General features: G+C 69.5%; 21 protein-coding genes, 1 tRNA gene and 1 pseudogene. 17 read left to right on the top strand and 6 right to left on the bottom strand.

Annotated features, from left to right (window positions below; all coding sequences use genetic code 11):
- Positions 1-2: 2 nt before the first annotated feature.
- Positions 3-740 carry an alpha/beta family hydrolase gene (locus tag ACH4UK_RS17325; protein WP_398357159.1) on the bottom strand — a complete coding sequence of 246 codons (738 nt, stop codon included), beginning with the start codon at positions 738-740 and terminating at the stop codon, positions 3-5.
- 207 nt (positions 741-947) lie between these two features.
- Here ACH4UK_RS17325 and ACH4UK_RS17330 point away from each other — a divergent pair, with 207 nt between their 5' ends.
- The 3 genes from ACH4UK_RS17330 (at position 948) to ACH4UK_RS17340 (ending at position 3,642) form a co-directional block, all read left to right on the top strand.
- Entirely contained in the window at positions 948-1,433 is a 486-nt protein-coding gene (locus ACH4UK_RS17330) for a peroxiredoxin (RefSeq protein WP_398357160.1), read from the top strand.
- 104 nt (positions 1,434-1,537) lie between these two features.
- Entirely contained in the window at positions 1,538-2,047 is a 510-nt protein-coding gene (locus tag ACH4UK_RS17335) for a hypothetical protein (RefSeq protein WP_398357162.1), read from the top strand.
- A 146-nt stretch (positions 2,048-2,193) separates the two neighbouring features.
- The gene (locus ACH4UK_RS17340; RefSeq protein ID WP_398357164.1) at positions 2,194-3,642 is read left to right on the top strand and encodes a flotillin family protein; all 1,449 of its coding nucleotides are present in this window, start codon (positions 2,194-2,196) and stop codon (positions 3,640-3,642) included.
- A 145-nt stretch (positions 3,643-3,787) separates the two neighbouring features.
- On the opposite strand, the gene ACH4UK_RS17345 is transcribed toward ACH4UK_RS17340, so the two are convergent.
- The 3 genes from ACH4UK_RS17345 to cbiE all read right to left on the bottom strand — a co-directional run bounded on the left by ACH4UK_RS17345 (position 3,788) and on the right by cbiE (position 7,153).
- Positions 3,788-4,927: a serine hydrolase domain-containing protein gene (locus ACH4UK_RS17345; protein WP_398357166.1), complete on the bottom strand. Its 1,140-nt coding sequence runs from the start codon at positions 4,925-4,927 to the stop codon at positions 3,788-3,790.
- 208 nt (positions 4,928-5,135) lie between these two features.
- Positions 5,136-5,885: a precorrin-4 C(11)-methyltransferase gene (cobM, locus tag ACH4UK_RS17350; RefSeq protein WP_398357168.1), complete on the bottom strand. Its 750-nt coding sequence runs from the start codon at positions 5,883-5,885 to the stop codon at positions 5,136-5,138.
- Positions 5,882-7,153, bottom strand: a complete 1,272-nt coding sequence (gene cbiE, locus ACH4UK_RS17355) for a precorrin-6y C5,15-methyltransferase (decarboxylating) subunit CbiE (RefSeq protein ID WP_398357170.1) — start codon at positions 7,151-7,153, stop codon at positions 5,882-5,884. The genes cobM and cbiE overlap by 4 nt, the downstream gene beginning before the upstream one ends.
- 230 nt (positions 7,154-7,383) lie before the next feature.
- Between cbiE and ACH4UK_RS17360 the strand changes: the two genes are divergently transcribed.
- From ACH4UK_RS17360 to ACH4UK_RS17400, 9 genes are all read left to right on the top strand, one after another.
- On the top strand, positions 7,384-7,794 hold the full coding sequence (locus ACH4UK_RS17360; protein WP_398357171.1) for a YciI family protein: 411 nt from the start codon (positions 7,384-7,386) through the stop codon (positions 7,792-7,794).
- Between the two features lie 19 nt (positions 7,795-7,813).
- Positions 7,814-9,067, top strand: a complete 1,254-nt coding sequence (locus tag ACH4UK_RS17365) for an RNA polymerase sigma factor (protein WP_398357173.1) — start codon at positions 7,814-7,816, stop codon at positions 9,065-9,067.
- 28 nt (positions 9,068-9,095) lie between these two features.
- The gene (locus ACH4UK_RS17370) at positions 9,096-10,106 is read left to right on the top strand and encodes an AraC family transcriptional regulator (protein ID WP_398357749.1); all 1,011 of its coding nucleotides are present in this window, start codon (positions 9,096-9,098) and stop codon (positions 10,104-10,106) included.
- A 75-nt stretch (positions 10,107-10,181) separates the two neighbouring features.
- Positions 10,182-11,309, top strand: coding sequence for a hypothetical protein (locus ACH4UK_RS17375; protein WP_398357175.1), 1,128 nt, complete (start codon positions 10,182-10,184; stop codon positions 11,307-11,309).
- On the top strand, positions 11,306-12,151 hold the full coding sequence (locus ACH4UK_RS17380; protein ID WP_398357177.1) for an SDR family oxidoreductase: 846 nt from the start codon (positions 11,306-11,308) through the stop codon (positions 12,149-12,151). The genes ACH4UK_RS17375 and ACH4UK_RS17380 overlap by 4 nt, the downstream gene beginning before the upstream one ends.
- A 144-nt stretch (positions 12,152-12,295) precedes the next feature.
- Entirely contained in the window at positions 12,296-12,931 is a 636-nt protein-coding gene (locus ACH4UK_RS17385) for an HhH-GPD-type base excision DNA repair protein (RefSeq protein WP_398357178.1), read from the top strand.
- Positions 12,932-13,103: 172 nt separating this feature from the next.
- Positions 13,104-14,633, top strand: coding sequence for a M28 family metallopeptidase (locus tag ACH4UK_RS17390; RefSeq protein ID WP_398357180.1), 1,530 nt, complete (start codon positions 13,104-13,106; stop codon positions 14,631-14,633).
- Positions 14,634-14,866: 233 nt separating this feature from the next.
- Positions 14,867-15,163, top strand: coding sequence for a type II toxin-antitoxin system VapB family antitoxin (locus ACH4UK_RS17395; RefSeq protein ID WP_007446323.1), 297 nt, complete (start codon positions 14,867-14,869; stop codon positions 15,161-15,163).
- Between the two features lie 195 nt (positions 15,164-15,358).
- Positions 15,359-15,958, top strand: coding sequence for a LytR C-terminal domain-containing protein (locus ACH4UK_RS17400; protein WP_398357751.1), 600 nt, complete (start codon positions 15,359-15,361; stop codon positions 15,956-15,958).
- A gap of 208 nt (positions 15,959-16,166) precedes the next feature.
- Here ACH4UK_RS17400 and upp read toward each other — a convergent pair whose 3' ends face one another.
- Positions 16,167-16,802 (bottom strand): uracil phosphoribosyltransferase, encoded by a 636-nt coding sequence (gene upp, locus ACH4UK_RS17405; protein WP_398357182.1) that lies wholly within the window; start codon positions 16,800-16,802, stop codon positions 16,167-16,169.
- A 102-nt stretch (positions 16,803-16,904) separates the two neighbouring features.
- Between upp and ACH4UK_RS17410 the strand changes: the two genes are divergently transcribed.
- The 4 genes from ACH4UK_RS17410 (at position 16,905) to ACH4UK_RS17425 (ending at position 18,637) form a co-directional block, all read left to right on the top strand.
- Positions 16,905-17,147: a hypothetical protein gene (locus tag ACH4UK_RS17410; RefSeq protein WP_398357184.1), complete on the top strand. Its 243-nt coding sequence runs from the start codon at positions 16,905-16,907 to the stop codon at positions 17,145-17,147.
- A gap of 218 nt (positions 17,148-17,365) precedes the next feature.
- Positions 17,366-17,917, top strand: a complete 552-nt coding sequence (locus tag ACH4UK_RS17415) for a hypothetical protein (RefSeq protein WP_398357753.1) — start codon at positions 17,366-17,368, stop codon at positions 17,915-17,917.
- 136 nt (positions 17,918-18,053) lie between these two features.
- The gene (gene tadA / locus ACH4UK_RS17420; protein WP_398357755.1) at positions 18,054-18,482 is read left to right on the top strand and encodes a tRNA adenosine(34) deaminase TadA; all 429 of its coding nucleotides are present in this window, start codon (positions 18,054-18,056) and stop codon (positions 18,480-18,482) included.
- A gap of 67 nt (positions 18,483-18,549) precedes the next feature.
- Positions 18,550-18,637: transfer RNA gene (locus tag ACH4UK_RS17425), tRNA-Ser, on the top strand.
- A gap of 68 nt (positions 18,638-18,705) precedes the next feature.
- Here ACH4UK_RS17425 and xerC read toward each other — a convergent pair.
- Positions 18,706-19,789 (bottom strand): annotated as a pseudogene (gene xerC, locus ACH4UK_RS17430) (tyrosine recombinase XerC); the annotation flags it as partial.
- Positions 19,790-19,988: 199 nt separating this feature from the next.
- Here xerC and ACH4UK_RS17435 point away from each other — a divergent pair.
- Entirely contained in the window at positions 19,989-22,370 is a 2,382-nt protein-coding gene (locus ACH4UK_RS17435) for a P-loop ATPase, Sll1717 family (RefSeq protein WP_398357186.1), read from the top strand.
- Positions 22,371-22,496: the final 126 nt, after the last annotated feature.

Genomic DNA, 22,496 nt, shown 5'->3' on the forward strand with positions numbered 1-22,496 from the left:
GGTCAGCGGCGGACGCCCGTCCGGTCCCGGAGCGGGCCGAGGTCGAGATCGAGGTCCAGGTCGAGGGTGCCCTCGGTGGCCTCGGCGGTGTGCGGCAGGGCGAGGGCCGCGCCTACCGGGCCCGGCAGACTGCCGGAACCGAGCAGCCCGGTGACCAGGGCGGTGGTGAGGCGGTGCCAGGCGGGGGCGCGCCGGATCATGGCGTGGTCGCCGCCCCGGACGGTGACCATGCAGGTACGGGCTCCGGCGCGACGGGCCCGGGTGGTGAGGGACTGGGTGGCCTGGGGGCTGGTCATCCGGTCCCGGTTGCTGTGCACCAGGACGACGTCGCGGCCCGCGAGCTGGGTGACCGGGTCCCCCGGCGGACACCAGGGGGCGAGCCCGACGACGCCCCGCACCAGGGGGTGCCCGGCGGCGCGGAGGGCGGCGCGCGCCCCCATGGAGTGGCCCAGGAGCACCACCGGCAGGTCCTCGCCCGCGTCCTCCCGCAGCGCGTCGAGGGCGGCCACCGCGTCGTGGAAGGGATCGGCGCGGGTGCCGTTCCAGCCCCGGTGGGCATAGCGGACCTGCCTCAGCAGGACGTCCTCACCGGCCGCGCGGGCGGCCCGCGCGACGGCCCGGACGAAGGGGCGCATCCGTACGCCGGGCAGGTTCAGCGGGCCGGGCGGCGGGGGTTGCGCCCCGGTCTCGCGGCCCCCGTGCAGAACGAGAACCGCTGCCGACGGCGGTCGTTGGGCCACGCGTACCTCCAGGTCCGGGTGCGGGGCGCAGGGCCCCCTCTCCCCCGTATTCGGCGCCGAGGCCGCTCCGGATGGGCGTACGGACCGCCGGTCCGACGGGGCGCCGACTCGACGGGGGCGGAGAGTGCCGTCCACTGTACGGTCACGATCGCGGAACCATTCGTGCCATCACCACCATCCCCGTATACGACACCGAAGGAGCCCGCCATGGCATCAGGACCTCAACTCGGCGACGCAGCACCGGACTTCACTCTCCCGGGCGGAGTGCTCTCGGGGGATTCCTTCGAACGCGCCGACTACCGGCTGTCGTCCGCCGCCGGCCGGTCCGTGGTCCTGGCGTTCTACCCGGGGGACAACACCAGCGTCTGCACGAAGCAGCTGTGCTCGTACTCCTCGGGCATGGAGGCCTTCGAGGGCCTCGACGCCGACGTCTGGGGCATCAGTCCACAGGGTGTGGACAGCCACGAGTCGTTCGCCCGCGCCTTCGACCTGCGGATGCCGCTGCTGGCCGACGAGGGCCGGGAGATCGCCAAGGCGTACGGAGTGTCCGCCCCGGGCATCGGGGTGCGGCGGGCGGTCTTCCTGATCGGCCCGGACGGGGTGCTGCGCTGGAAGCACGTGGCGCTGCTCGGAGCCACGTTCCAGTCACTCTCCACCCTCACCGACCGCCTGTCCGGCATCAAAGAAGCGTAAAGATTGCCGGAACCCGGCAGTGACCGAAGCAGGTGGTGTATGGGATCATCCAGCCAGATCGACGGAAAACGCTCGGGGGAAGTCGACATCAGGGGAGTGATCGCGTGACCTTCTTTCTCGGCCTCGGCCTTGCGGGGATCGTGCTGCTCGCGCTCTCCCTGATCTTCGGCGGGGTCCTCGAAGGACTCTTCGACGGCGTTCTCGACGGCCTCTTCGACGGGCTGCTCTCGCTTCCGGTGATCGCCGGTTTCCTCTCGATGCTCGGCTTCGGCGGAGCCATCGTGCTCGGCACGACGAGCGCCGGAACGCTCCTGGCCACCGTCGTCGGCGGCGCCACCGGACTGGTGGCCGGCTGGCTGACCTGGAAGTTCAGCAAGGCCCTGATGCGGGACCAGACGGACGCCACGCCACGCGGCTCCGACCTGATCGGCACCTCGGGTTCCGTCGTGACGGCCATCCCGGTCGGGGGCTACGGCGAAGTGCTGCTGCGCCTGGGCGGCCAGCCCGTCAAGTACGCGGCCAAGTCGGCCGCGGCCGTCGCGCGCGGGACCGAGATCTGGGTGGAAGAGGCCCTGTCGACGACCTCGGTCGCGGTCCGCCCGGTGGAGCGTTGACCACGCCACCACCGTACGCACCCCCGCCGGCCACCCACCGTCGCGCTCCACCGTTAAGCGGCACACCGCACCGACCAACTCCCTAGCACCGCCCCGCTCCACAACGATCTGCCGTCCCCCCACGGGAGGCAGGGGGGACAAATCCCATGAGTCCAGTAGTCATCGCCGTCATCGGCATCGTCGTACTCCTCGTTCTGCTCGGCCTCGTCGTCATCACGCGCTACAAGGTGGCCGGGCCCAGCGAGGCGTTCATCATCACCGGCCGTCGCGGCAAGAAGTCGACGGACCCGGTCACCGGGCAGACCAGCATCGACAACAGCGGCCAGAAGGTCGTCGTCGGCGGCGGCGTCTTCGTCGTGCCGTTCGTCCAGCAGAAGTTCACCCTGGACCTCTCCAGCCGGCACATCCCGATCTCCGTGCGCGGCGCGGTGACGCTGCGCGGCGTGAAGTCCAACCTCGAAGGCGTCGCGATCGTCAAGGTCGGCGGCAGCGAGGACGCGATCCGCGCCGCCGCCCAGCGCTTCCTGCAGCAGCAGGACGGCATCGTCGGCTTCACCCAGGAAGTGCTCTCCGGAGCGCTGCGCGCGATCGTCGGCCGCATGTCGGTCGAGGACATCATCCGGGACCGGGCCGCGTTCGCCGGCCAGGTCGCCGAGGAGGCCGAGGCCAGCCTCTCCGGCCAGGGCCTGATCCTGGACGCCTTCCAGATCCAGGACATCACCACCGAGGGCTCCTACCTGGAGGACCTCGGCCGCCCGGAGGCCGCCCGCGCCAAGCAGGAGGCGGACATCGCCGAGGCCATCGCGAAGCGGGCCTCGGAGCAGGCCCGGCTGAAGGCGGCCGAGGAAATCGCCATCGCCGAGCGGACGTACTACCTGAAGCAGGCCGAGATCAAGGCCGAGACGGAGGCCGCGTCCGCCAAGGCCAACGCCGCCGGTCCCCTCGCCGAGGCCGCACGCCAGCAGGAAGTCCTCCAGGAGCAGGAGAAGGTCGCCGAGCGCCAGGCCGCGCTGACCGACCGCGAGCTGGACACGAAGGTCCGTAAGCCCGCCGACGCCGCCCGCTACCAGGCCGAGCAGGAGGCGGAGGCCCGCCGCATCGCCCAGGTCAAGGAGGCCGAGGCCGACGCGGAGCGCTCGCGTCTGACCGGTCAGGGCGAGAAGCTGCACCGTTCGGCGCTGGCCGACGCGGTCCGCATCGAGGGTGAGGCGGACGCCGCGGCGATCGCCGCCAAGGGTGCGGCCGAGGCCGAGGCCATGCAGAAGAAGGCCGACGCGTTCGCGCAGTACGGCGACGCGGCCGTCCTCCAGATGCTGGTCGAGGTCCTCCCGAGCGTCGTGGCGAAGGCCTCCGAGCCGCTGAGCGCCATCGACAAGATGACGGTCATCTCCACGGACGGCGCGAGCCAGCTGGCCCGCACGGTCACCGACAACGTCGCCCAGGGCATGGAGCTGCTCACCTCCACGACGGGCGTGGACATGACGTCCCTCCTCCAGAACCTGAAGGGCCGTACGGTGCCCGCTCCCGCGACCCCGGACGCCCCGGCGGCCGACTCCTCGGCCGCGAAGAACGGCGAGATCGAGATCAAGGGCTGACGCGCGACGCCTCTACCCGGGGCTGAGCCCGTTCCCGTGCCCGGCAGCGACCTGTTCGCCGCCGGGCACGGGCATGTCCGGGGCTCTGCCGGAGAGGCCGCGGGCAGGAACTTCCGGTGCCGGGACGCTTCTTCCGGGTGGAGCGCTAGGAGCGAGTCCCGCACAGCTCCCGGTCCACGAGAGTCATCATGGCCTGCTGGGTTTCCTTGCCGCCGCCGCTGGTGACGTACACCACGGCGGTCCGGCTTCCGTCCCTGGTGGCGCCGCCCCAGGTGATGTAGCCGAGCAGTTCGCCCCGGTGGCCGAAGTAGCTGCCGCCGCAGGACAACGGGATCTCGGCCAGGCCGAGTCCGTAACCCACGCCCAGCTCGGGCGCGTCCACGGACGCCGTCATCTCCTCGAGCTGCTCCGGATCCAGCAGTCCGCCGCCGAGCAGTGCGGCGTAGAACCGGTTCAGGTCGTGCGCGGTGCTGATGAGCGATCCGGAGCCGACGGCCATGCTGGAGTTGAGCACCGTGACGTCGATGCCGGCGTCGAACGCGTAGCCCTGGGCGTGCGGTCCCAGGATGAACGGGAAGGCGCCGGGCGTACTGGTGTCCTTCAGGCCCAGCGGACGGATGATCCGGTCCTTCACCTCCCGTGCCCAGCTCCGGCCGGTGACCTCCTGGGTGATCATCGCGGCGAGCAGGTAGTTGGTGTTGGAGTACGACCACTTGCCCTCGTCCGGGGTGAAGTCGGGCGGATACTCCATCGCCAGCCGCACCAACTCCTCGGGGGTGCGGGTGCGGAACCGCTCGGCCCGATAGCCGTCCGCGCTCTTCAGCACGGACAGCTCGGGCCCGATGTCATGGAGTCCGCTGGTGTGCTGCAGCAGCTGTCGCACGGTGATCCGGTTGCCGTCGTTGCCGTTGCCGCTGACCACTCCCGGAAGCCAGTGCTCGACGGTGTCGTCCAGGGACAGCCGCCCCTCGCCCACGAGTTGCAGCACGACCGTGGCGGTGAAGGTCTTGGTGGCGCTGCCGATCCGGAATCTGCCGTCCCGTGGCATCGGCTTCCCCGTGCCCTTCCGGGCCGTCCCGGCGCGCGCGACGTCCCGGGTGTCCGGTGACGTCACCTCCGCCGAGACCCCCACGGCCCCGCTCTCGTGGACCGCGTCCACCTGCCGCTGGAGCGGATCGGCGTGCGCCGGCTTCGCCGCCGCCGTCCCGGTCGACGTGGCAAGGAGAACCGCGCCGAGGCTGCTCAGGACAAGCAGGTCCCGCCAACGTCGTCCTGACACATGCATGATGATTCCCGCCCTGATCGGATGGCCTGCGTGTCCGGCGCTCAGGCGGTGGCCCACGGGGTTCCGCCCCCGGCGCCGGGGTCGACGACCATCCCACCAGCGATGAGGGGATCGGCCCATCCGGCTCTCCCCCCGCCGTGCCGATGCGCTGACCTCAGGGGTGGTACTGGGGGTTACCCCCGTACGGACACAGGCGGGAACCAGAGGCTCAGCACGCCCCCCGGTCCCGCCCCACCGCATACAGATGGCTGTCCCGGAACTGCTCGGCCCCCAGCGTCCGGCCCACCATGATGACCGCCGTCCGGATCACCCCCGCCGCCTTCACCTGCTCGGCGATCGAGTCCAGCGGGCCGCGCAGGATGATCTCGTCCGGGCGGGACGCCATCGCCACCACCGCCGCCGGGCAGTCCGCCCCGTAGTGCGGGAGCAGTTCGGCCACCACGCGGTCCACGTAGCGCGCCGCCAGGTGCAGCACGATCAGCGCGCCGCTGCGGCCCAGCGTCGCCAGGTCCTCGCCCTCCGGCATCGCCGTGGCGCGCTGGGCGACCCGGGTCAGGATGACCGTCTGACCGACCGTCGGGACCGTCAGCTCGCGCTTCAGCGCCGCTGCCGCCGCCGCGAACGCGGGGACGCCGGGGACCACTTCGTACGGGACGCCCGCCTCGTCCAGGCGCTTCATCTGCTCGTTCACCGCGCTGAAGACCGACGGGTCGCCCGAGTGCAGCCTCGCCACGTCGTGGCCGTCCGCGCGGGCCCGGACCAGCTCGGCGGTGATCTGCTCGATGTCCAGATTCGCCGTGTCGACCAGACGGGCGTCCTTCGGGCACTCGGCCAGCAGTTCCACCGGGACCAGGCTGCCCGCGTACAGGCAGACCGGACTGGCGGCGAGGATCCGGGCGCCGCGCACCGTGATCAGGTCGGCCGCGCCGGGGCCCGCGCCGATGAAGTACACCGTCATGATCCATCTCCCTTGTACGAACGTGCCCCGGAACTCGAGGGCTTGGTCACCGACCACTGCGTCACCGGCATCGCCTGACGCCATCCGGTGAAACCGCCGACCGGGACGGCGTGCGCCACCGCCAGGCGCACCAGCTCGCCGCCGTGCGCCTTGTGCCGTTCGGCCAGCAGCGCCTCCGACTCCAGCGTCACCGTGTTCGCGACCAGCCGGCCCCCCGGCCGCAGCGCCTCCCAGCACGCGTCCAGCAGGCCCGGCGCGGTCAGGCCGCCGCCGATGAACACCGCGTCCGGGACCGGGAGTCCGGCCAGGGCCGACGGGGCCGGGCCGGTGACGACCCGCAGGCCGGGGACGCCGAGGCGCTCCGCGTTACGGGTGATCCGCTCGGCCCGCACCGGGTCCCGCTCCACGCTCAGTGCCCGGCAGGACGGGTGCGCCCGCAGCCACTCGATCGCGATCGAGCCCGAGCCGCCGCCCACGTCCCACAGCAGTTCCCCGGGCCCGGGGGCCAGGGCCCCGAGCGTGGCGGCCCGGATGTGCCGCTTGGTGAGCTGGCCGTCGTGCTCGTACGCCTCGTCCGGCAGCCCCGGGACCGTGCCGAGCCGCAGCGCGTCCGCCGACGCCCGGCACTCGATCGCGATGACGTTCAGCCGGTCCCCCGGCGCGTGCGCCCACTGCCGCGCGAGGCCCTCGGCGCAGCTCTCGTCCGGGCCGCCCAGCTGTTCCAGCACCCGCAGCCGGCTCGGGCCGAAGCCGTGGGACGTCAGGAGCGCGGCGACCGTGGCGGGCGTGCTCGCGTCCGCGCTCAGGACCAGCAGCCGACGGCCCTCGTACAGCGAAGCGGCCAGCCGTGCCGCCGGACGGCCCACCAGCGTCACGACCTCCGTGTCCTCCTGTGGCCAGCCGAGGCGGGCGCAGGCGTACGCGACGGACGACGGGTGCGGCAGCACGTGCAGCCCGGCCGGCCCCAGCTCCTCCGCGAGCGCCCGCCCGATCCCGTAGAACATCGGGTCCCCGCTCGCCAGCACCGCGATCCGGCGCCCCCGGTGCTCGGCGAGCAGCCGCGGGACGGCCGGCCTCAGCGGGGACGGCCAGCCCACCCGGGCACCGGCGCACTCCGGCGGGAGCAGCTCCAGCTGACGCGCCCCGCCGATCAGCACCTCCGCCGCGCACAGCGCCTCCCGTGCCGTACCGGACAGGCCGGAGAAGCCGTCGGCGCCGATCCCCACGACGGAGACCGGGTGGGGAAGCGGGTCTGGAGAGGGAGACACGGGCCGGGACCTCGTCGTTCGGAGCGGGTGGGAAACGGGCGCGACGAGCGGAGACGAGGCGCAGCCGAACTTTACTGAACGCCCCGTTCCGCCCACTCCGGCGGGTGAACGCCCCTCCAGCGGGTGAATCCGAAAGAACTTCGCGCGTGGTGTCGAGAACCCCGCACCGGCGCCGACGTCCCCTGTGTAAGCGGAAAGAACAACCGGGAACGACCACGGAGGCGACGGTCATGAAGTATCTGGTGATGGTCCAGGGCAGCCAGGCGGACTACGAGGCGCAGACCGGCAAGGGGAACCCCGACAGCCCGGCCTGGGACGAGAAGGCCATGCAGGAGATGTTCGCCTACATGGGCAGCATCAACGACGACCTCGCCGAGTCGGGCGAGCTGGTCACCGGCTACGGGCTGCGGGAGCCCGCCTCGGGCCGGGCCGTCAGCCTCGACGGCGAGGGCCGTCCGGTGGTCTCGGACGGGCCGTACAGCGAGACGAAGGAGCTGCTCGCCGGGTTCTGGGTGCTCGACTGCGAGAGCCTGGAAAGGGTGACCGAGATCGCCGCCCGCGTGGCACGCTGTCCGCAGCCGGCCGGGGCGCCGGACTACCCGGTGCTCATCCGGCCCGTCGACGGCGGGATCGACGACTGACAGAAGCCGAAAGGTCCAGGTGGACCGCACGACCGACGACATCGAGGACCTGCTGCGCCGCCACGCGCCGCAGGTCCTCGGCGCGCTCGTGCGCCGGTACGGTCACTTCGACCCGGCCGAGGACTCCGTGCAGGAGGCCCTGATCGCGGCCGCCGGACAGTGGCCCGCGGACGGGGTCCCCGACAACCCGCGCGGCTGGCTGATCCGGGTCGCCTCCCGCCGCCTCACCGACCGGCTGCGCAGCGACGAGGCCCGTCGCCGACGCGAGGAGTCGGCGGCGGCCCTCACCCCCGCCGACGCGTTCGTCGCGCCGCCGCCCGGCGAGGGCCGGGCCCCCTCCGAGGACGACACGCTCACCCTGCTCTTCCTCTGCTGCCATCCCGCGCTCTCCCCGGCCGCCCAGATCGCGCTGACCCTCCGCGCGGTCGGCGGCCTGACCACGGCGGAGATCGCCCGCGCCCATCTGGTGCCGGAGGCGACGATGGCGCAGCGGATCAGCCGGGCCAAGCGGACGGTGCGCGGTGCGCAGTTCCGGCAGCCGGACGCCCGGGACCGCGACCAGCGGCTCGCCGCCGCGCTCCAGGTCCTCTACCTGATCTTCAACGAGGGCTACACCGCCACCGCGGGCCCCGACCTCCACCGCACCGACCTGGCGCGCGAGGCGATCCGGCTGACCCGCGCCGTCCGCCGGCTGCTGCCCCGCGAAGGACGGGTGACCGGGCTGCTGGCCCTGATGGTCCTCACCGAGGCGCGCACCGAGGCGCGCACCGGGCCCGACGGTGAGCTGATCCCGCTCGACGAACAGGACCGCGCCCGCTGGGACCGTACGGCGATCGCGGAGGGCACCGCGCTGGCCGAGGAGGCGCTCGCCCAGGGGCCGGCCGGGGACTACCAGCTCCAGGCCGCCGTCGCCGCCCTGCACGACGAGGCGGAGCGCGCCGAGGACACCGACTGGCCGCAGATCCTCGCCCTGTACGACCTCCTCGTCCGGCGCACCCCCGACCCCGCCGCCGCGCTGGGCCGGGCGGTCGCCGTGGCCATGGTGCACGGGCCCCGGGCGGGACTGGCGGCGGTCGACGCCCTGGCGGGGACGGTGGAGCCTCCCTACCGCCTCGATGCCGTACGCGCTCATCTCCTGGAGCGGGCCGGGGAACCGGAAGCCGCCCGCACCGCCTACCGCGCGGCCGCCGACGCCACGCTCAGCGAGCCCGAGACCCGCTATCTGCGCATGCGCGCGGACCGGCTGGGGGCGGACACCGGGCCGACTCCGTAACCGCGGTTAGCATCGCCCCGTGGGGGCGATGATCCGAGGGACCAGCCTGCGCGGGTTCGCCCGCCTCGTCGAAGAGCTCGGCGGCGACCCCGGAGACTTCATGGGACGGTTCGCGATCCCTCCGGAAGCGCTCACCTCCGATGAGGGGCTCGTCCCGATCACCCGCCACGACCTGATGCTCGACGCGGTCGCCCGTGACCTTCGGTGCCCCGATTTCGGCCTCCGCCTGGCCTCCGGCCAGGATCTCGGCATCCTCGGCCGGCTGGCGCTGGCCATCCAGGCGTCATCGACGGTGGCGGAGGCGCTGGAGTGCGCGTCACGGTTCATGTTCGTCCACAGCCCGGCGCTGAGCATCGGCGTGGAACCCGATCCTCGGGGACGGCGTGAGGTGGTCGCGCTGACGTACCGCAAGGACCTGCGCGAGTCGCCGTACTCCCCGCAGGCCATCGAGCTCGGGCTCGGCCTCTTCCATCAGGTGGCGCTGGCGCTGGTCGGCAGCCTGGCCGGGCTCCGGTCGGTGGAGCTGCCGCACCAGCCCCTCTCCCCGGTGTCGCGGTACACCGGGTTCTTCGGCGCGGACGTGAAGTTCGGGTGCCGGTTCGCCGCGCTGCGGGTGGAACGAAGACTGCTCGACCAGGAGTTCCGCAGCGCGGACGCGGAGATCCGGCGGCTCGCCGTCGCGTACCTGGCCGGCCATCACACCGACCCGGAGCGCCTGGTCTCCACGCAGGTCCGGCGGGCGCTGGCCGGAAGCATCGGCACCACCCCCGCGGCGATGGCCCGCACCGCGCGGCTCCTGGCGATGCATCCCCGCACGCTGCAACGGCGGCTCGCGGCGGAATCGACCGGCTTCGAGGAGATCCTCGACGACGTACGACGGGATCTCGCGCTGCGCTACATCACCACCACCGACCTGCCCCTCGGGCAGGTGGCCGCGATGGCGGGGTTCGCCGACCAGTCCGCTCTCAGTCACGCCGTACGGCGGTGGGAGGACGCCACGCCGAGCGAGGTGCGCCGCCGGGTGCTGGGCACCTTCTGAGATTGTCGCGCTGAAACAAATCCCGCCTCGACCGGGAGGGCATTCTGCTGCCCCGACGAGAGCGAGGAGTGGCCCATGGCACCCCCCGGAACCGACCACCTGAGCGGGATCGGTGCGCGGCCGATACCCGAGTTCGCCGGCGTCCACGACGTCTGGCCGCGCGGCGAACGGCTGCGGGCGGTCCGCGAGGCCGCCGCGGCGTACAAGGAGCGCTTCAAGGCCCAGGGCCGGGTGCGCGCCGTGAAGTCGGTCGATATCGCCGCGGCCCCGTATCCGGTGAAGTACGCCTTCCACGACGCCGTCTCGGTCCCCACACTCCCGCTGATCTCGATGATCAACCGCATGATCGTGGTGCAGTACGACGACTTCGACGGCCGGGCGCGCACGCTGGTCTTCGAGCCGACGGTGCCGGACGGCTCCGCGGAGGCGCCGTTCTACCGCAATCTGCGGAAGCTGACGGACAGGGTGCCCGGCGGCAAGCTGCTGGAGCGCATGGTCCTGAGGTACTACGCGGAGCCCGGCGAGGTCCTGCGCCGGCTGGGACTCACCCCGGACGACATCGACTTCTGCACCTTCGACCACCTCCACGTCCAGGACCCACGGATGATCCTGGGCTCCACCGAGGTCATCGAGGGCGAGGGGACGCCGCGGAAGCCGCTCTTCGGCGGGGCGCGGATGCTCGTGCACAGCCGTGAGCTGGCGACTCTGCGGTCCCTGCACCCGATGCAGTGGGCGTGGTACGTCGACGGCGGACTGGGCGGCGTCGACCCTTCGATGTTCGTCACCTTCGACGAGGACATCGAGCTCGGTCCCGGTGTCGCGCTGCTGTGGACCCCCGGGCACACCGACGGCAACCACTCGCTGGCGCTCAACACCCCCGACGGCGTGTGGGTGTCCTCGGAGAACGGCATCTCGCTGGACAACTGGCAGCCCGAACTGTCCAGGATCCCCGGCGTGCGCCGCTACCACGAGGACTTCGGCCGCGAGATCTGCCCCAACGCCAACACGCTGGAGGACTCCCTCGACCAGTACGACTCGATGGTCAAGGAGAAGACCCTCGCCGACCGCTGCAAGGCGGACCCGCGCTGGCTGCAGATACTGCCCTCGACCGAACTCGCCCCCTGGAAGCGGTTCTGGCCCGTGGTGCCCACCTACGTCCACGGCGGGATCGCCTACGGCGAGATCGAGGGGGGCCGGCGATGAACAGCCCGCCGGCGGGCGCGGTGGTCACGGGGGCGGGCCGCGGCCTCGGCAGGCTGATCGCCGCGGCTCTGGTCGAGCGTGGCCACCGGGTGCTGGTCACCGACGTCGACGGGGACGCGGCACGCGCCACGGCGGCCGAGCTCGGGCCCGACGTCCTGTGGGCCTGCGTCGACGTGCGCGACGAGGCCCAGACCGCCACGGCCCGGGACCTCGTGGTGGCAGAGGCCGGCCGCCTGGACGTCTGGGTCAACAACGCCGGTGTGCTCGTGACCGGGCCGGCCTGGGAGCAGCCGCCCGCCGTACGCCGACTGATGCTGGAGGTCAACGCGCTGGGCACGGTCAACGGCACCGTCGCCGCGATCGAGGCCATGCGCGGCACGGGCGGACACATCGTCAACATCGTGTCGCTGGCCGGGCTCACCGCGGTGGCGGGCGAGGCGGTGTACGCCGCGTCCAAGCACGCCGCGATCGGCTTCAGCCTGAGCACACTCGCCGACCTGCGCCTCGCCGGGATCCAGGAGATCGACATCTCCTGCATCTGCCCCGACGGCATCTGGACCCCGATGCTCCACGACAAACTCGACGACCCCGCATCGGCACTGTCCTTCTCCGGCCGACTGCTCGAACCCGAGGAGGTGGTCGACGCGGTGCGCAAGGTCCTGGACCGCCCGCGCCCGGTCACCGCGATACCGGGCCTGCGAGGGCTGCAGGCGCGTCTGGCGGACGTCTTCCCCTCGCTCGGACTGCGTGCCGGCCCTCTGGCGGTCGCGCGAGGCAGGCGGGTGCAGCGGAAGATGCTGGCCGGGCGACGATCGGGGCAGCCGAAGCCTCCTCCCCACTGAGGCCCCCTGAGGCCCCCACTCCCCCCGACTCCGCTACTCCCCTGCCCCCCTTGGCTCCCTCCTTACTCCCTTCGGCCGACAGAGAAGAGGCCATCGGCGCAGTCCCGGTCGCCGTCCCCCGCCGTGCTCGCGATGATCGGCGGCATGACCACGAGCGACAGCGGCAAGAACATCACCCTGCGGATCGCCCAGAATCCGGAGGCCGACGAGCTCCTCGGCCGCAGCCCGCTGGCCGCCCTGGTCGGCATGCTGCTGGACCAACAGGTGCCGATGGAGTGGGCGTTCACGGGCCCGTACACCCTCGCGGAACGGATGGGCTCGGACGACCTGGACGCGGGGCGGATCGCCGCCTACGACCCGGACGCCTTCACCGAGCTGTTCACCGCCAAACCGGCCCTGCACCGCTACCCCGGCTCCATGGCCCAGCGGGTGCAGCAGCTGTGCCAGTTCCTGGTGGCGGAGTACGGCGGCGACGCGAGCGCGGTATGGCGGGACGCCGCGAGCGGCGACGACCTGCTGGCCCGGCTCAACGCACTGCCCGGCTTCGGCGCCCAGAAGGCCCGGATCTTCCTGGCGCTGCTCGGCAAGCAGTTCGGCGTACGGCCGACGGGGTGGCGGGAGGCGGCGGGTCCGTACGGGGAGGCCGGATCGCACCGGTCGGTCGCCGACATCACGGGCCCGGAGTCGCTCGTCGAGGTCCGCGCGTACAAACAGGAGGCCAAGGCGGCGGCGAAAGCGGCAAAAGCGGCGAAGAAGCCCGGTACCTCACGGAAGAAGTGACGCGCCCCTGCGCCGGAACAGGACGATGCACCGGTCCCACCGATCAAAATCGGCCACACAGGTTCCCAGGCGGCACCCCACTCGCTAGCTTCGCAGCACATTCGTTCAGCCGTTCAGAGATCCAGTCGTTCAGACCGGAAGGACCCCTGTGCACGCAACACGTCGCAGAGCCATGGCTGTCGTGGCCGCCACCGCCCTGGCCACCCCGCTCCTCCTGGCCGCGTCCCCGCACCCCGGACGCCCCGGGCCGCACGACCCCGCGAAGGAAGCGGCGAAACTGTCCCGGGAGTTGGTGAGGAAGGCGTCCGCACGCGACGCCCACCGTCACCTCGAGCAGTTCCAGGCGATAGCCGACTCCACCGACGGTCACCGCGCCGCGGGATCGCTGGGCCACGACGCCTCGGCTGCCTACGTCTACCGCCAGCTCCAGCGGGCGGGGTACAAAGTCTCGTACGAGAGCTTCCGCTTCACCTACACGGAGACGCTGGCCGAAAAGCTCTCCGTGGTGACGCCGACGCCCCGCGACATCACGATCAAGGCCATGACGTACACGCCGTCGACGAAGACCGGCGGGCTGACGGCAGGACTCCTCGGCGTCCCCGACGACGAGACGCCGGGCTGCGAGGCGGCGGACTACGCCTCCGCGAACTTCACCGGCAAGATCGCCCTGATCAAGCGCGGCGGCTGCTCCTTCGCCGAGAAGCAGGCGGCCGCGGCCGACGCCGGGGCGGCCGGAGCGGTCATCTACAACAACGTCGAGGGCGCCCTGTCCGGCACGCTCGGCGAGGTCGCCGCCGGGAAGATCCCGACCGGCGGCCTCACCCAGGAGGAGGGCGAGAAGCTCGTCGCCGACCTCGCGGGCGGCGAGGTCACGGTCTCCTTCGAGATCCGCGAGCTCCAGGAGGACCGCCCCACCCGCAACGTCATCGCCGAGACGCCCGGCGGCAGCGCGGCGCGGACCGTGATGCTCGGCGCGCACCTCGACTCGGTGACCGAGGGCCCCGGCATCAACGACAACGGCTCCGGATCCGCCGGGCTGCTCGAAGTGGCCCTGGAACTGGCGAAGTCGAAGAGCAACCCCGCCAACAAGGTGCGGTTCGCCTGGTGGTCGGCGGAGGAGAACGGCCTGATCGGCTCGGAGAAGTACGTCGCGGCGCTCTCCGAGAAGCAGCGTGAGCAGATCGCGCTCTATCTGAACTTCGACATGATCGCCTCGCCGAACGGCGTCCAGTTCGTCTTCGACGGCGACGACTCCGACCAGGTCGGCGAGGGCCCCGGCCCGGAGGGCTCGGCCCAACTGGAGCGCGACATCAACGCGTTCCTCGACGGCAAGGGCAAGCCGCACGAGGGCACGGACTTCACCGGCCGCTCGGACTACGGGCCGTTCATCGAGGTCGGCATCCCCTCCGGCGGTACGGACACCGGGGCGGAGGGCATCAAGACGGCGGCCCAGGCCGAGGTGTTCGGCGGCGAGGCGGGAATCGCCTACGACCCCTGCTACCACGCGGCCTGCGACGATCTGGACAACATCGACATGGGCCACTTCGACACCAACATCGACGTGATCGCCAACGCCGTCGGAACGTACGCCCACGACCTGCGCTCCCTGACCCGCCCGGTCACCCCCGAAACCGGCACCGGCACCGGCGTGCCCGGAAGCGGCGGCGGCCTGCGTGAGGGCCACGGCCGGGTCTCGGAGTAGCACCCGGCCCCGGAGCCCGCAGAGACCGGCCCAGGAGCCGGCAGGAGACCGGCCCAGACACCCGTAGGAGAACCGCGAGTGGGCCCGGTTCGGACCCCGTACCGGACCCACTCGCCTCCACGCTCACCCTGTCCGGGTATCACGCTCTATTCGGCGCTATACGACCTTTGCACCGGCATCGTGGTGAGCTTCCCTGGCTGCGCCCGGTGGCCCTTGCCCGGTAGGCTTTCCGTGTGATCTTCAAGCGCATCGGAAATGGGAAGCCATACCCCGACCACGGCCGGGAAAGCACCCGCCAGTGGGCGGATGTCGCGCCGCGTCCGGTTCGCCTGGACCAGCTCGTGACCACCAAGGGCCAGCTCGACCTGGAAACCCTCCTCGCCGAGGACTCCACGTTCTACGGCGACCTGTTCGCGCACGTCGTGAAGTGGCAGGGCGACCTCTATCTGGAGGACGGGCTGCACCGGGCGGTCCGGGCCGCGCTCCAGCAGCGCCAGGTGCTGCACGCCCGCGTCCTCGACATGGGCTGACACCCGCCCCGGCGTCCGCGCACCCCACCGCGAGGCACCCCGCACACCCCACCGGGGTTCCGCACCCCACCGAGACCCGATTCGGGCCTTTCGGGTGCTTTCACGCTCATCCGGGTGCCATACGTTGATCATTTAGTACGCATCATCCCCAGGTCGCACTACGCTGCCTCCATGAGCATGCTCACTCCCCCCGGCATGGGCGGAAAGTACCGCATCACGGGCGACGCCTACCCCCGCATGCGCCGACCCCGGCACCGCCGCAGGCTGGTCCTCGCGGGCATCGGAGCCGTCGTGGCCCTCGGCCTGGCCGGCTGGGGCACGCTGCAGCTCATCGACGTCTTCACCGGCGGCGACAAGAGCGCCACCGCGGCCGACCACAAGCGGGACTGCCCCACCGCGAAGCCGTCGGCGGCCCCCGCCGGGGCACTGCCGAAACCGGCCGCCATCAAGGTCAACGTCTACAACGCGACGCCGCGCAGCGGGCTGGCCAAGTCCGCCGCCGAGGAACTCAAGAAACGCGGATTCGCCATCGGCGAGGTGGGCAACGCGTCGAAGGAGTACGACAAGAAGGTGCCCGGCACGGGCGTCCTGCTCGGCGCACCGGCCGCGACGAAGGGCAGCTTCACCGTGCTCGGCACCCAGCTGGCGGGCGCGGTGCAGAAGACCGACACCCGCAGGACGGGCGAGGTCGACCTGATCCTCGGGACGAAGTTCAAGGCGTTCAGCACTCCGAAGGAGGCCACCGCCGCGATGGCGGCCCTGACGAAGCCGGCCCCGGCCCCGTCCTCCTGCTGACCCCCGTCCTCCTGCGGACCCCGGGCGCCTGCGGGTCCTCGGGGCACCCGCAGGCACAGCAGGGCAAGGCAAGCACGGCAGGCACGGCAGGGCAGGCAGCCACCCGCAGGCCGAACAGAAGCGCCCCGTTCCGGCGGCGTACGGTCTCGTACGCTGCTGGAACGGGGCGCGAAGTCGTGCCTGCCGTCGTGCCTGCCGTGGCTCGGGGCTAGTCCGCCGTGCCGTACATCCGGTCGCCCGCGTCACCGAGGCCCGGCACGATGTAGCCGTGCTCGTTGAGCCGCTCGTCGACCGAGGCGGTGACGACGGTGACCGGGGTCCCGGCCAGCTCGCGCTCCATCACCTCGACGCCCTCGGGCGCCGCGAGGAGGACGACGGCGGTGACATCGTCGGCGCCGCGCCTGATCAGCTCGCGGATGGCCGCCACGAGGGTGCCGCCGGTGGCCAGCATCGGGTCCAGGACGTAGACCTGGCGGCCGGAGAGGTCCTCGGGCATCCGGGTCGCGTACGTCTCCGCCTGGAGCGTCTCCTCGTTGCGGATCATGCCGAGGAAGCCCACTTCGGCGGTGGGCAGCAGCCGCACCATGCCGTCGAGCATGCCGAGGCCGGCCCGCAGGATCGGGACGACCAGGGGCCGGGGATACGAGAGCTTCACCCCGGTCGTGGGCGTCACCGGGGTCTCGATGTCGACCTGCTCGGTGCGCACATCCCTGGTGGCCTCGTAGGCGAGGAGGGTGACCAGCTCGTCGGCGAGCCGCCGGAAGGTCGGGGAGTCGGTGCGCTTGTCGCGCAGCGTGGTGAGTTTGTGCGCCACCAGCGGGTGGTCGACGACGTGGATCCGCATGCGCCAACAGTAACCGCGCTGCCCGGCACTCTGCGCTGGCATCAACCACCTGTTCGGGGGGAAGGTGGGGACATACGGACCCAGCACTGGGGTGGTGTGTCGATGGCTGACGGGGAACTGCGGCGCAACCCGGCCTCGCGCGGGACGCGCGACGCGCGCGACGCTCAGGACGCGGCGGGTGACGTCGAGGACGCGCAGGAGAGTGACGCGGCCCGCCGCCGCCGACGCTCCCAGTTCCTCCGTGAGCTCCACGAGGCCAAACAGCTGCGGGACCGGGTGCAGCCGCGCCGGGCCCGCGCCGCCCGTATGCGGCAACAGATGCGGATGCGCACGTTCCGCTGGTGAACCGTCCCGTACCACCGGCGCGCACCCCCCTCCGATCGGGTTCGTCAGGAAGACGGCCGACCAGGCACTCCTGGAACTGATGGCCGACGCAACGGTCGAAGAGGTCTCGCACGGCGCTTGTTTCTGCCACGATGCCGATTGGGCGGGGCTCAGGGTGGACGGATCACCGTGCACCCTCCCGCCGGACCGATTCGCCTATGACCAGTGGGAGAGTCACGGTGTACTTCGCCGCACTGCTCGCGCGCACCGAAGACGGGTGGGAAGCGAGCGATACAGAGCTCGACGATGTGGAGACCCTGTCCGATCTGACGGATCTGGCCCGGGAGGCCTCGGTGGACGAGGACACGGTCCTGGTCTACATCGAGCAGGAGGACGCCTGGTTCGGCGTCGTCCGGGTGGACGGTGAGGAGGACCCCCGTATCTACGTCTCGGACGCGTCCGCCGCCGCCCGCTCCTCGTACGGGGAGATCCTGCTCACCGACGAAATGCTCGGCCGCGAACCAGGGGCCGAGGACGAGATCGCCGCACTGGAGGAGCTCGTCGACCTCGACGGCACCGAGGACGGCGAGCCGGAACGGCCCACCCCCGCGGCCGTCGACCCGGACGACGACACCGACCCGGACGCCGTGCCGGCGGGCCCGATCGGTGAGCTCGGGGTCCTCGCCGACCTCGGGATGTCCGAGAAGGAGCTGCTCACCCTGCAGACCGACGCGCTCGCGGAGATCGCGGAGGCCGTGGGAGCGGCCGAGGTCCTGGAGTCGGTCCGCTGACCGGGCCGGAACTCGCCGCTCCACCACCTGTCCCGTCCGTTAGGGTCCGCGGGTGATCGCACCACCGCCGAACCCCTCAACCGAGTCCGCCCCGGATCCCGTACCCGATCCCGTACGCGACCCCTGGCAGACACCGATGCGCCGCGCCCTGGCCCAGGCCGCGCAGGCGGCGTCGGCCGGCGATGTGCCGGTCGGCGCCGTCGTCCTCGGCCCCGACGGAACCGAGCTCGCCGCCGCCCACAACGAGCGCGAGGCCACCGGCGACCCGACCGCCCACGCCGAGATCCTGGCCCTGCGCCGGGCGGCCGAGACCCACGGCGAGTGGCGCCTGACCGGCTGCACGCTGGTGGTCACGCTGGAGCCCTGCACGATGTGCGCGGGCGCCCTGGTCCAGTCCCGGGTGGACCGGGTCGTATATGGGGCCCGCGACGAGAAGGCCGGCGCGGCTGGCTCCCTCTGGGACGTCATCCGCGACCGCCGCCTGAACCACCGCCCGGAGGCGATCGGCGGCGTCCTGGAGGACGAGTGCGCCGAACAGCTGACGGCCTTCTTCCGCACCCTCTGACCAGGTACGGCCCCACCGCCGAGAACCGATTTCTGTCCACGCCCCGGGATGGTCTAAGCTCTCTCTCGGTAGCGTGTCCGAGCGGCCGAAGGAGCTCGCCTCGAAAGCGAGTGTGGCGTAACCCGTCACCGTGGGTTCAAATCCCACCGCTACCGCAGGTAGACGAAGGGCCCGACTCAATGAGTCGGGCCCTTCGCTTTGGCCTCCGTCTCAGTTTCGCGTCTCAGTTGGCCGGTACGAGCACCGCGGCGGCTCCGTCGTCATCGCCGTCCGGCCGCTCTCCCGGCGGTTTCCAGCGTCGACCTGTCGCGCCATGCCCGTACGCCCGGTGTCGACCATGTGCTGATACCGGGCCGCCATGTCGGTGGTGGACCACCCCATGAAACCCACACCGCCCGCTCGGAGCCGCCGAGGATCAGCAGGACGGGCGCGGCGGTGTGCCGGGCGTCATGCAGACGACCGTCCCTCACCTCGGCGGCACTCAGCAGCTCCTTCCAGTCGTCGTAGTCGGTGCGGGGCGAGGCGCCGCGCGTCCGGAGTGGCGAACAGCCGTCCCTCGTTCGTCCACTTATCGCCCGCCTTCACTCGTTCGGCTTCCTGCTTCACCTGGTGGACCGTCAGCAGGTTCGCGAGCTGTGCTGGCAGACCGACCACCCGGCGTCCGGCACGCGACTTGGTGTCGGCGGTCTCCGGGTTGGTCCGTTTGCGCTGCGGGCAGTAGCCGGCCTTCCGCCAGCACGAGTCGCCGTACCCGTGGGCATAGCGGGGGCGGCGACTGCGACGGACCATCAGGACGCCCCGCGCCGTGTCCACGTCCGCCCGCTTCAGTCCCAGCGCCTACCCTTGCCTGAGCGCCAGCGCCACGGCCCACCGGGCCGAGTTCCGCCGCTTGTCGGCGGCGACATGGAGGCGCTTGACCTCGTCGACGGTGTACGGCTCGATCTCCTCGTCACTCGGACGCGAGGCCTGGGCGAGCTGTACCGGGTTCCGGGTGAGGTCACCGTGGCGGACCGCCTCGTTCAGGGCCGTCCGGAAGGTGCGGTGAATCTGATGGATCGTCCCGGCGCGGCGGCCGTCAGCCTGCATCCGGCCTAGAACCGCTCGATGCGCTCCGGCCTGAGCTTGTCCAGACGGTGCGCTCCCAGCGCGGGAACGAGGTGCTTCCGGATAGCGACGCCGTGCCCGACCATGGTGTTCTCGTTGACCGCGAGCGGTGCGATGGTCTCGACCCAATGGGTCAGCCATGCCTCTATGGTCCAGGCGCGGCCGGCATTGCGTACGGCGCCGCTGTCTCGCTGCTTCTCCAGCTACTTGACGGCGGTTCAACGCCGAGGCCCAACCCTCCTGACCTCGGCCAGCACGTTGCCCTCAGGCTTGCCCGCCTACGGAAACATCGCAAAACTACCCACTACCACGTTCACAGTGCGTAACCTATGCTCACTGAGCTACACAGCGGACAGGGGCTGAGTTTCCGCGTCCGGGCGATCGCTGCGACCAGGGGGACATGTGGAGCACAAGGCATTTCTCGGTTACTCAAAGAACCCTGCGGACGTATCCCAGGAAATTCTACATGCCGCCAATGTAGTCAATAAGAGCGGATTTGCAGAAGCTCAAACTTGGGAAGCAACTCCCGCGACCGGCCGCCTAATCATTGAGACGGTCCTTCGAGCGATCGACGATAGCACAATCTGTCTCTTCGATGTCTCCACACTCAGCGAAAATGTGCTCTTCGAAGTCGGTTACGCCTTCAGTCGACAGAAGCATCTTTTGCTTTCCGTGCACAAAACACCAAAATACGAGCGGGATTGGCGCTCATTCGATATCTTCTCAACCATCGGACGCATCCCCTATGAAACAGGGAGCGAGCTCGCCTACAAATTTATGACGGGGATGGCAGCCGCGAGCGAAAAGACGCTGTGGGATGATGTCTCACCATCGCTTGACGGACAAATCAGTAACTCAATCTTTTACGTTCCCACCTACCACACATCGGAAGCCGAGCGGAACCTTCGGAGGATTGTAAGTAAAGAAAGAGATCTAGGGACCAAGGTAACCATTGCCGACCCAGCCGAACAAGGGTCAGCGCCATTGTCTTGGTACGTAAACGCCGTTTATTCATCTACCGCAACATTGCTGCAGATGTCCGCCGAGAAGCACGACCGAAACCGACTGCATAATGCTCGCACTGCGTTCATTGCCGGACTCGCCCGAGGCTTGAATCGCCCTCTCCTGATTGTCGTAGACGAGGAATATCAAGCCCCTGTTGATTACAAGGACACACTCTTCACTTACCACAACAAGAAAAGACTTACGGAGAAGATGAAGGAGTGGCTCAGTAAGGCATTTGATGACTGGAGCCGCGAGAAGACCCAGGAAACTCACCCCAACGTTCCCAGGATGGAGATTGCCACCGAACTGAAGGAACTAAAATTTGGTGACTACGTCGCGGAGAATGAGAGCGATACGCTTGACGAATACTTCGTCGAGACAGCAGAATATGAAGCGGTTTTACGTGAAAGCAGTGTCGTATTCGTCGGTCGCAAAGGAATGGGTAAGTCAGCGAATATGATTCGCGCTTCTCAGGTACTGAGGGATGACAGGCGTAACCTTGTTTGTTTGATTCGTCCCACCAACTACGACCTGGACGGTCTAGTGGATGTCCTGCAGTCGATAAGCGGTGACGGAAATCAATCATTCCTCGTTGAGAGCTTTTGGCGATTCCTGCTCTATTCAGAGGTCGCCATCACTACTGTGGCTGCCGCCGAAAGACTCCCCGCTGGCATTAACCCTGGAACTCCCATTTCGACTCTGCGCGACTACCTAGCGCAGAATGATATCTCTGACGACTTCTCTGTCCGCCTAGAAAAGGTGATCGAGGGTGCACTCTTGGAACTTAAGGAGGAGCCCCAGGGAAGTACAATCCAGAAGCAAAGAGAGCGCATCGCTCACGTTCTCCACGGCAATATTGTCGGCACCCTCAGGCGACTTCTCGGAGAAGCCCTCAGGGATCGTCACCGTGTAGCACTGCTCGTAGACAATCTCGACAGCGCTTGGACAAAGACAGGGCAGCTGCAATCTCAAGCCGTTCTACTGGTTGGATTGCTTGGCGCTGTAAGCCGCATCGCGGAAGACTTCCAGAAGGAGAACAACCGCCTCCAGTCTGTCAACGTCACAATCAGCGTTTTCCTCCGCGCCGACATTTATGACGAGGTTATTAAGGAAGCGCGGGAGCCAGATAAGATCAACACGAAGCGAATCGATTGGAACCAGCCGGAGCTCCTGAAGCGAGTGATGGACGAGAGGTACCTTTCAGCGAGGCCAGCAGCCGCTTCTCCTGACGAGCTCTGGAGAAAATTCTTTTGCACTGAAGTCGATGGCACACCAACCCTAGAACACATTCTTGCAACCATCCTGCCCCGGCCCAGAGACCTGGTCTACTTCTGTAAAGCAGCGGTTCAGAATGCCGCTAACGCGCGTCATTCAATGGTCGAAGAAACCGATATCTATGAGGCGGAGAAAGCATATAGTAACTTCGCCGTAGACGCTCTTCTAGTCGAATATGGTTCGACCATGGAACGTCTCGAAGATGTGATTTACGAATTCACCGGCAGCGACCACATCCTGTCGCGCTCCACTGCACTTGAGCTGATTTCTGCAGGACTAGAAAGAGGTGACAAAGAGGCCAAGGAGTGCTTGGACGGTCTCCTGAAAATCTCATTCTTGGGCATTGAGGTTCGCGAAGGGGAAATTTGGTATCCGGAAAGAGCTGATCAGCTGCGAAAAGCGAAAATACTGGCACGCAACACCTCGCGTCGCGAGGGAAGGGAAGAGCGTTACCAGATCCATCCCGCTTATCGGAATTTCCTGGTTGTAGAATCCTCGGCATGAAATATTAGAACGGCTCACTCTATACAAACCCAAACTCGGAGAGAATATGCCAGATTCCCTAGATGAGCTCCGTAGTGCCGTGTGGAACCCTGACTTTTCTGTCATACCGCCAACGACGGGCAGTTC

The sequence above is a fragment of the Streptomyces sp. NPDC020884 genome (assembly GCF_044333935.1).
Taxonomy (GTDB): Bacteria; Actinomycetota; Actinomycetes; order Streptomycetales; family Streptomycetaceae; genus Streptomyces.

Excerpts from the sequence above, each read along its gene's own strand:
- ACH4UK_RS17370 (WP_398357749.1), top strand. The coding sequence starts at position 9,096 with ATGATCCGAGGGACCAGCCTGCGCGGGTTCGCCCGCCTCGTCGAAGAG.
- ACH4UK_RS17410 (WP_398357184.1), top strand. The coding sequence starts at position 16,905 with ATGGCTGACGGGGAACTGCGGCGCAACCCGGCCTCGCGCGGGACGCGC.
- upp (WP_398357182.1), bottom strand. The coding sequence starts at position 16,802 with ATGCGGATCCACGTCGTCGACCACCCGCTGGTGGCGCACAAACTCACC.
- ACH4UK_RS17385 (WP_398357178.1), top strand. The coding sequence starts at position 12,296 with ATGACCACGAGCGACAGCGGCAAGAACATCACCCTGCGGATCGCCCAG.
- ACH4UK_RS17340 (WP_398357164.1), top strand. The coding sequence starts at position 2,194 with ATGAGTCCAGTAGTCATCGCCGTCATCGGCATCGTCGTACTCCTCGTT.
- ACH4UK_RS17330 (WP_398357160.1), top strand. The coding sequence starts at position 948 with ATGGCATCAGGACCTCAACTCGGCGACGCAGCACCGGACTTCACTCTC.
- ACH4UK_RS17390 (WP_398357180.1), top strand. The coding sequence starts at position 13,104 with ATGGCTGTCGTGGCCGCCACCGCCCTGGCCACCCCGCTCCTCCTGGCC.
- ACH4UK_RS17380 (WP_398357177.1), top strand. The coding sequence starts at position 11,306 with ATGAACAGCCCGCCGGCGGGCGCGGTGGTCACGGGGGCGGGCCGCGGC.
- ACH4UK_RS17400 (WP_398357751.1), top strand. The coding sequence starts at position 15,359 with ATGGGCGGAAAGTACCGCATCACGGGCGACGCCTACCCCCGCATGCGC.
- ACH4UK_RS17345 (WP_398357166.1), bottom strand. The coding sequence starts at position 4,927 with ATGCATGTGTCAGGACGACGTTGGCGGGACCTGCTTGTCCTGAGCAGC.
- cobM (WP_398357168.1), bottom strand. The coding sequence starts at position 5,885 with ATGACGGTGTACTTCATCGGCGCGGGCCCCGGCGCGGCCGACCTGATC.
- tadA (WP_398357755.1), top strand. The coding sequence starts at position 18,054 with ATGCGCCGCGCCCTGGCCCAGGCCGCGCAGGCGGCGTCGGCCGGCGAT.
- ACH4UK_RS17375 (WP_398357175.1), top strand. The coding sequence starts at position 10,182 with ATGGCACCCCCCGGAACCGACCACCTGAGCGGGATCGGTGCGCGGCCG.
- ACH4UK_RS17360 (WP_398357171.1), top strand. The coding sequence starts at position 7,384 with ATGAAGTATCTGGTGATGGTCCAGGGCAGCCAGGCGGACTACGAGGCG.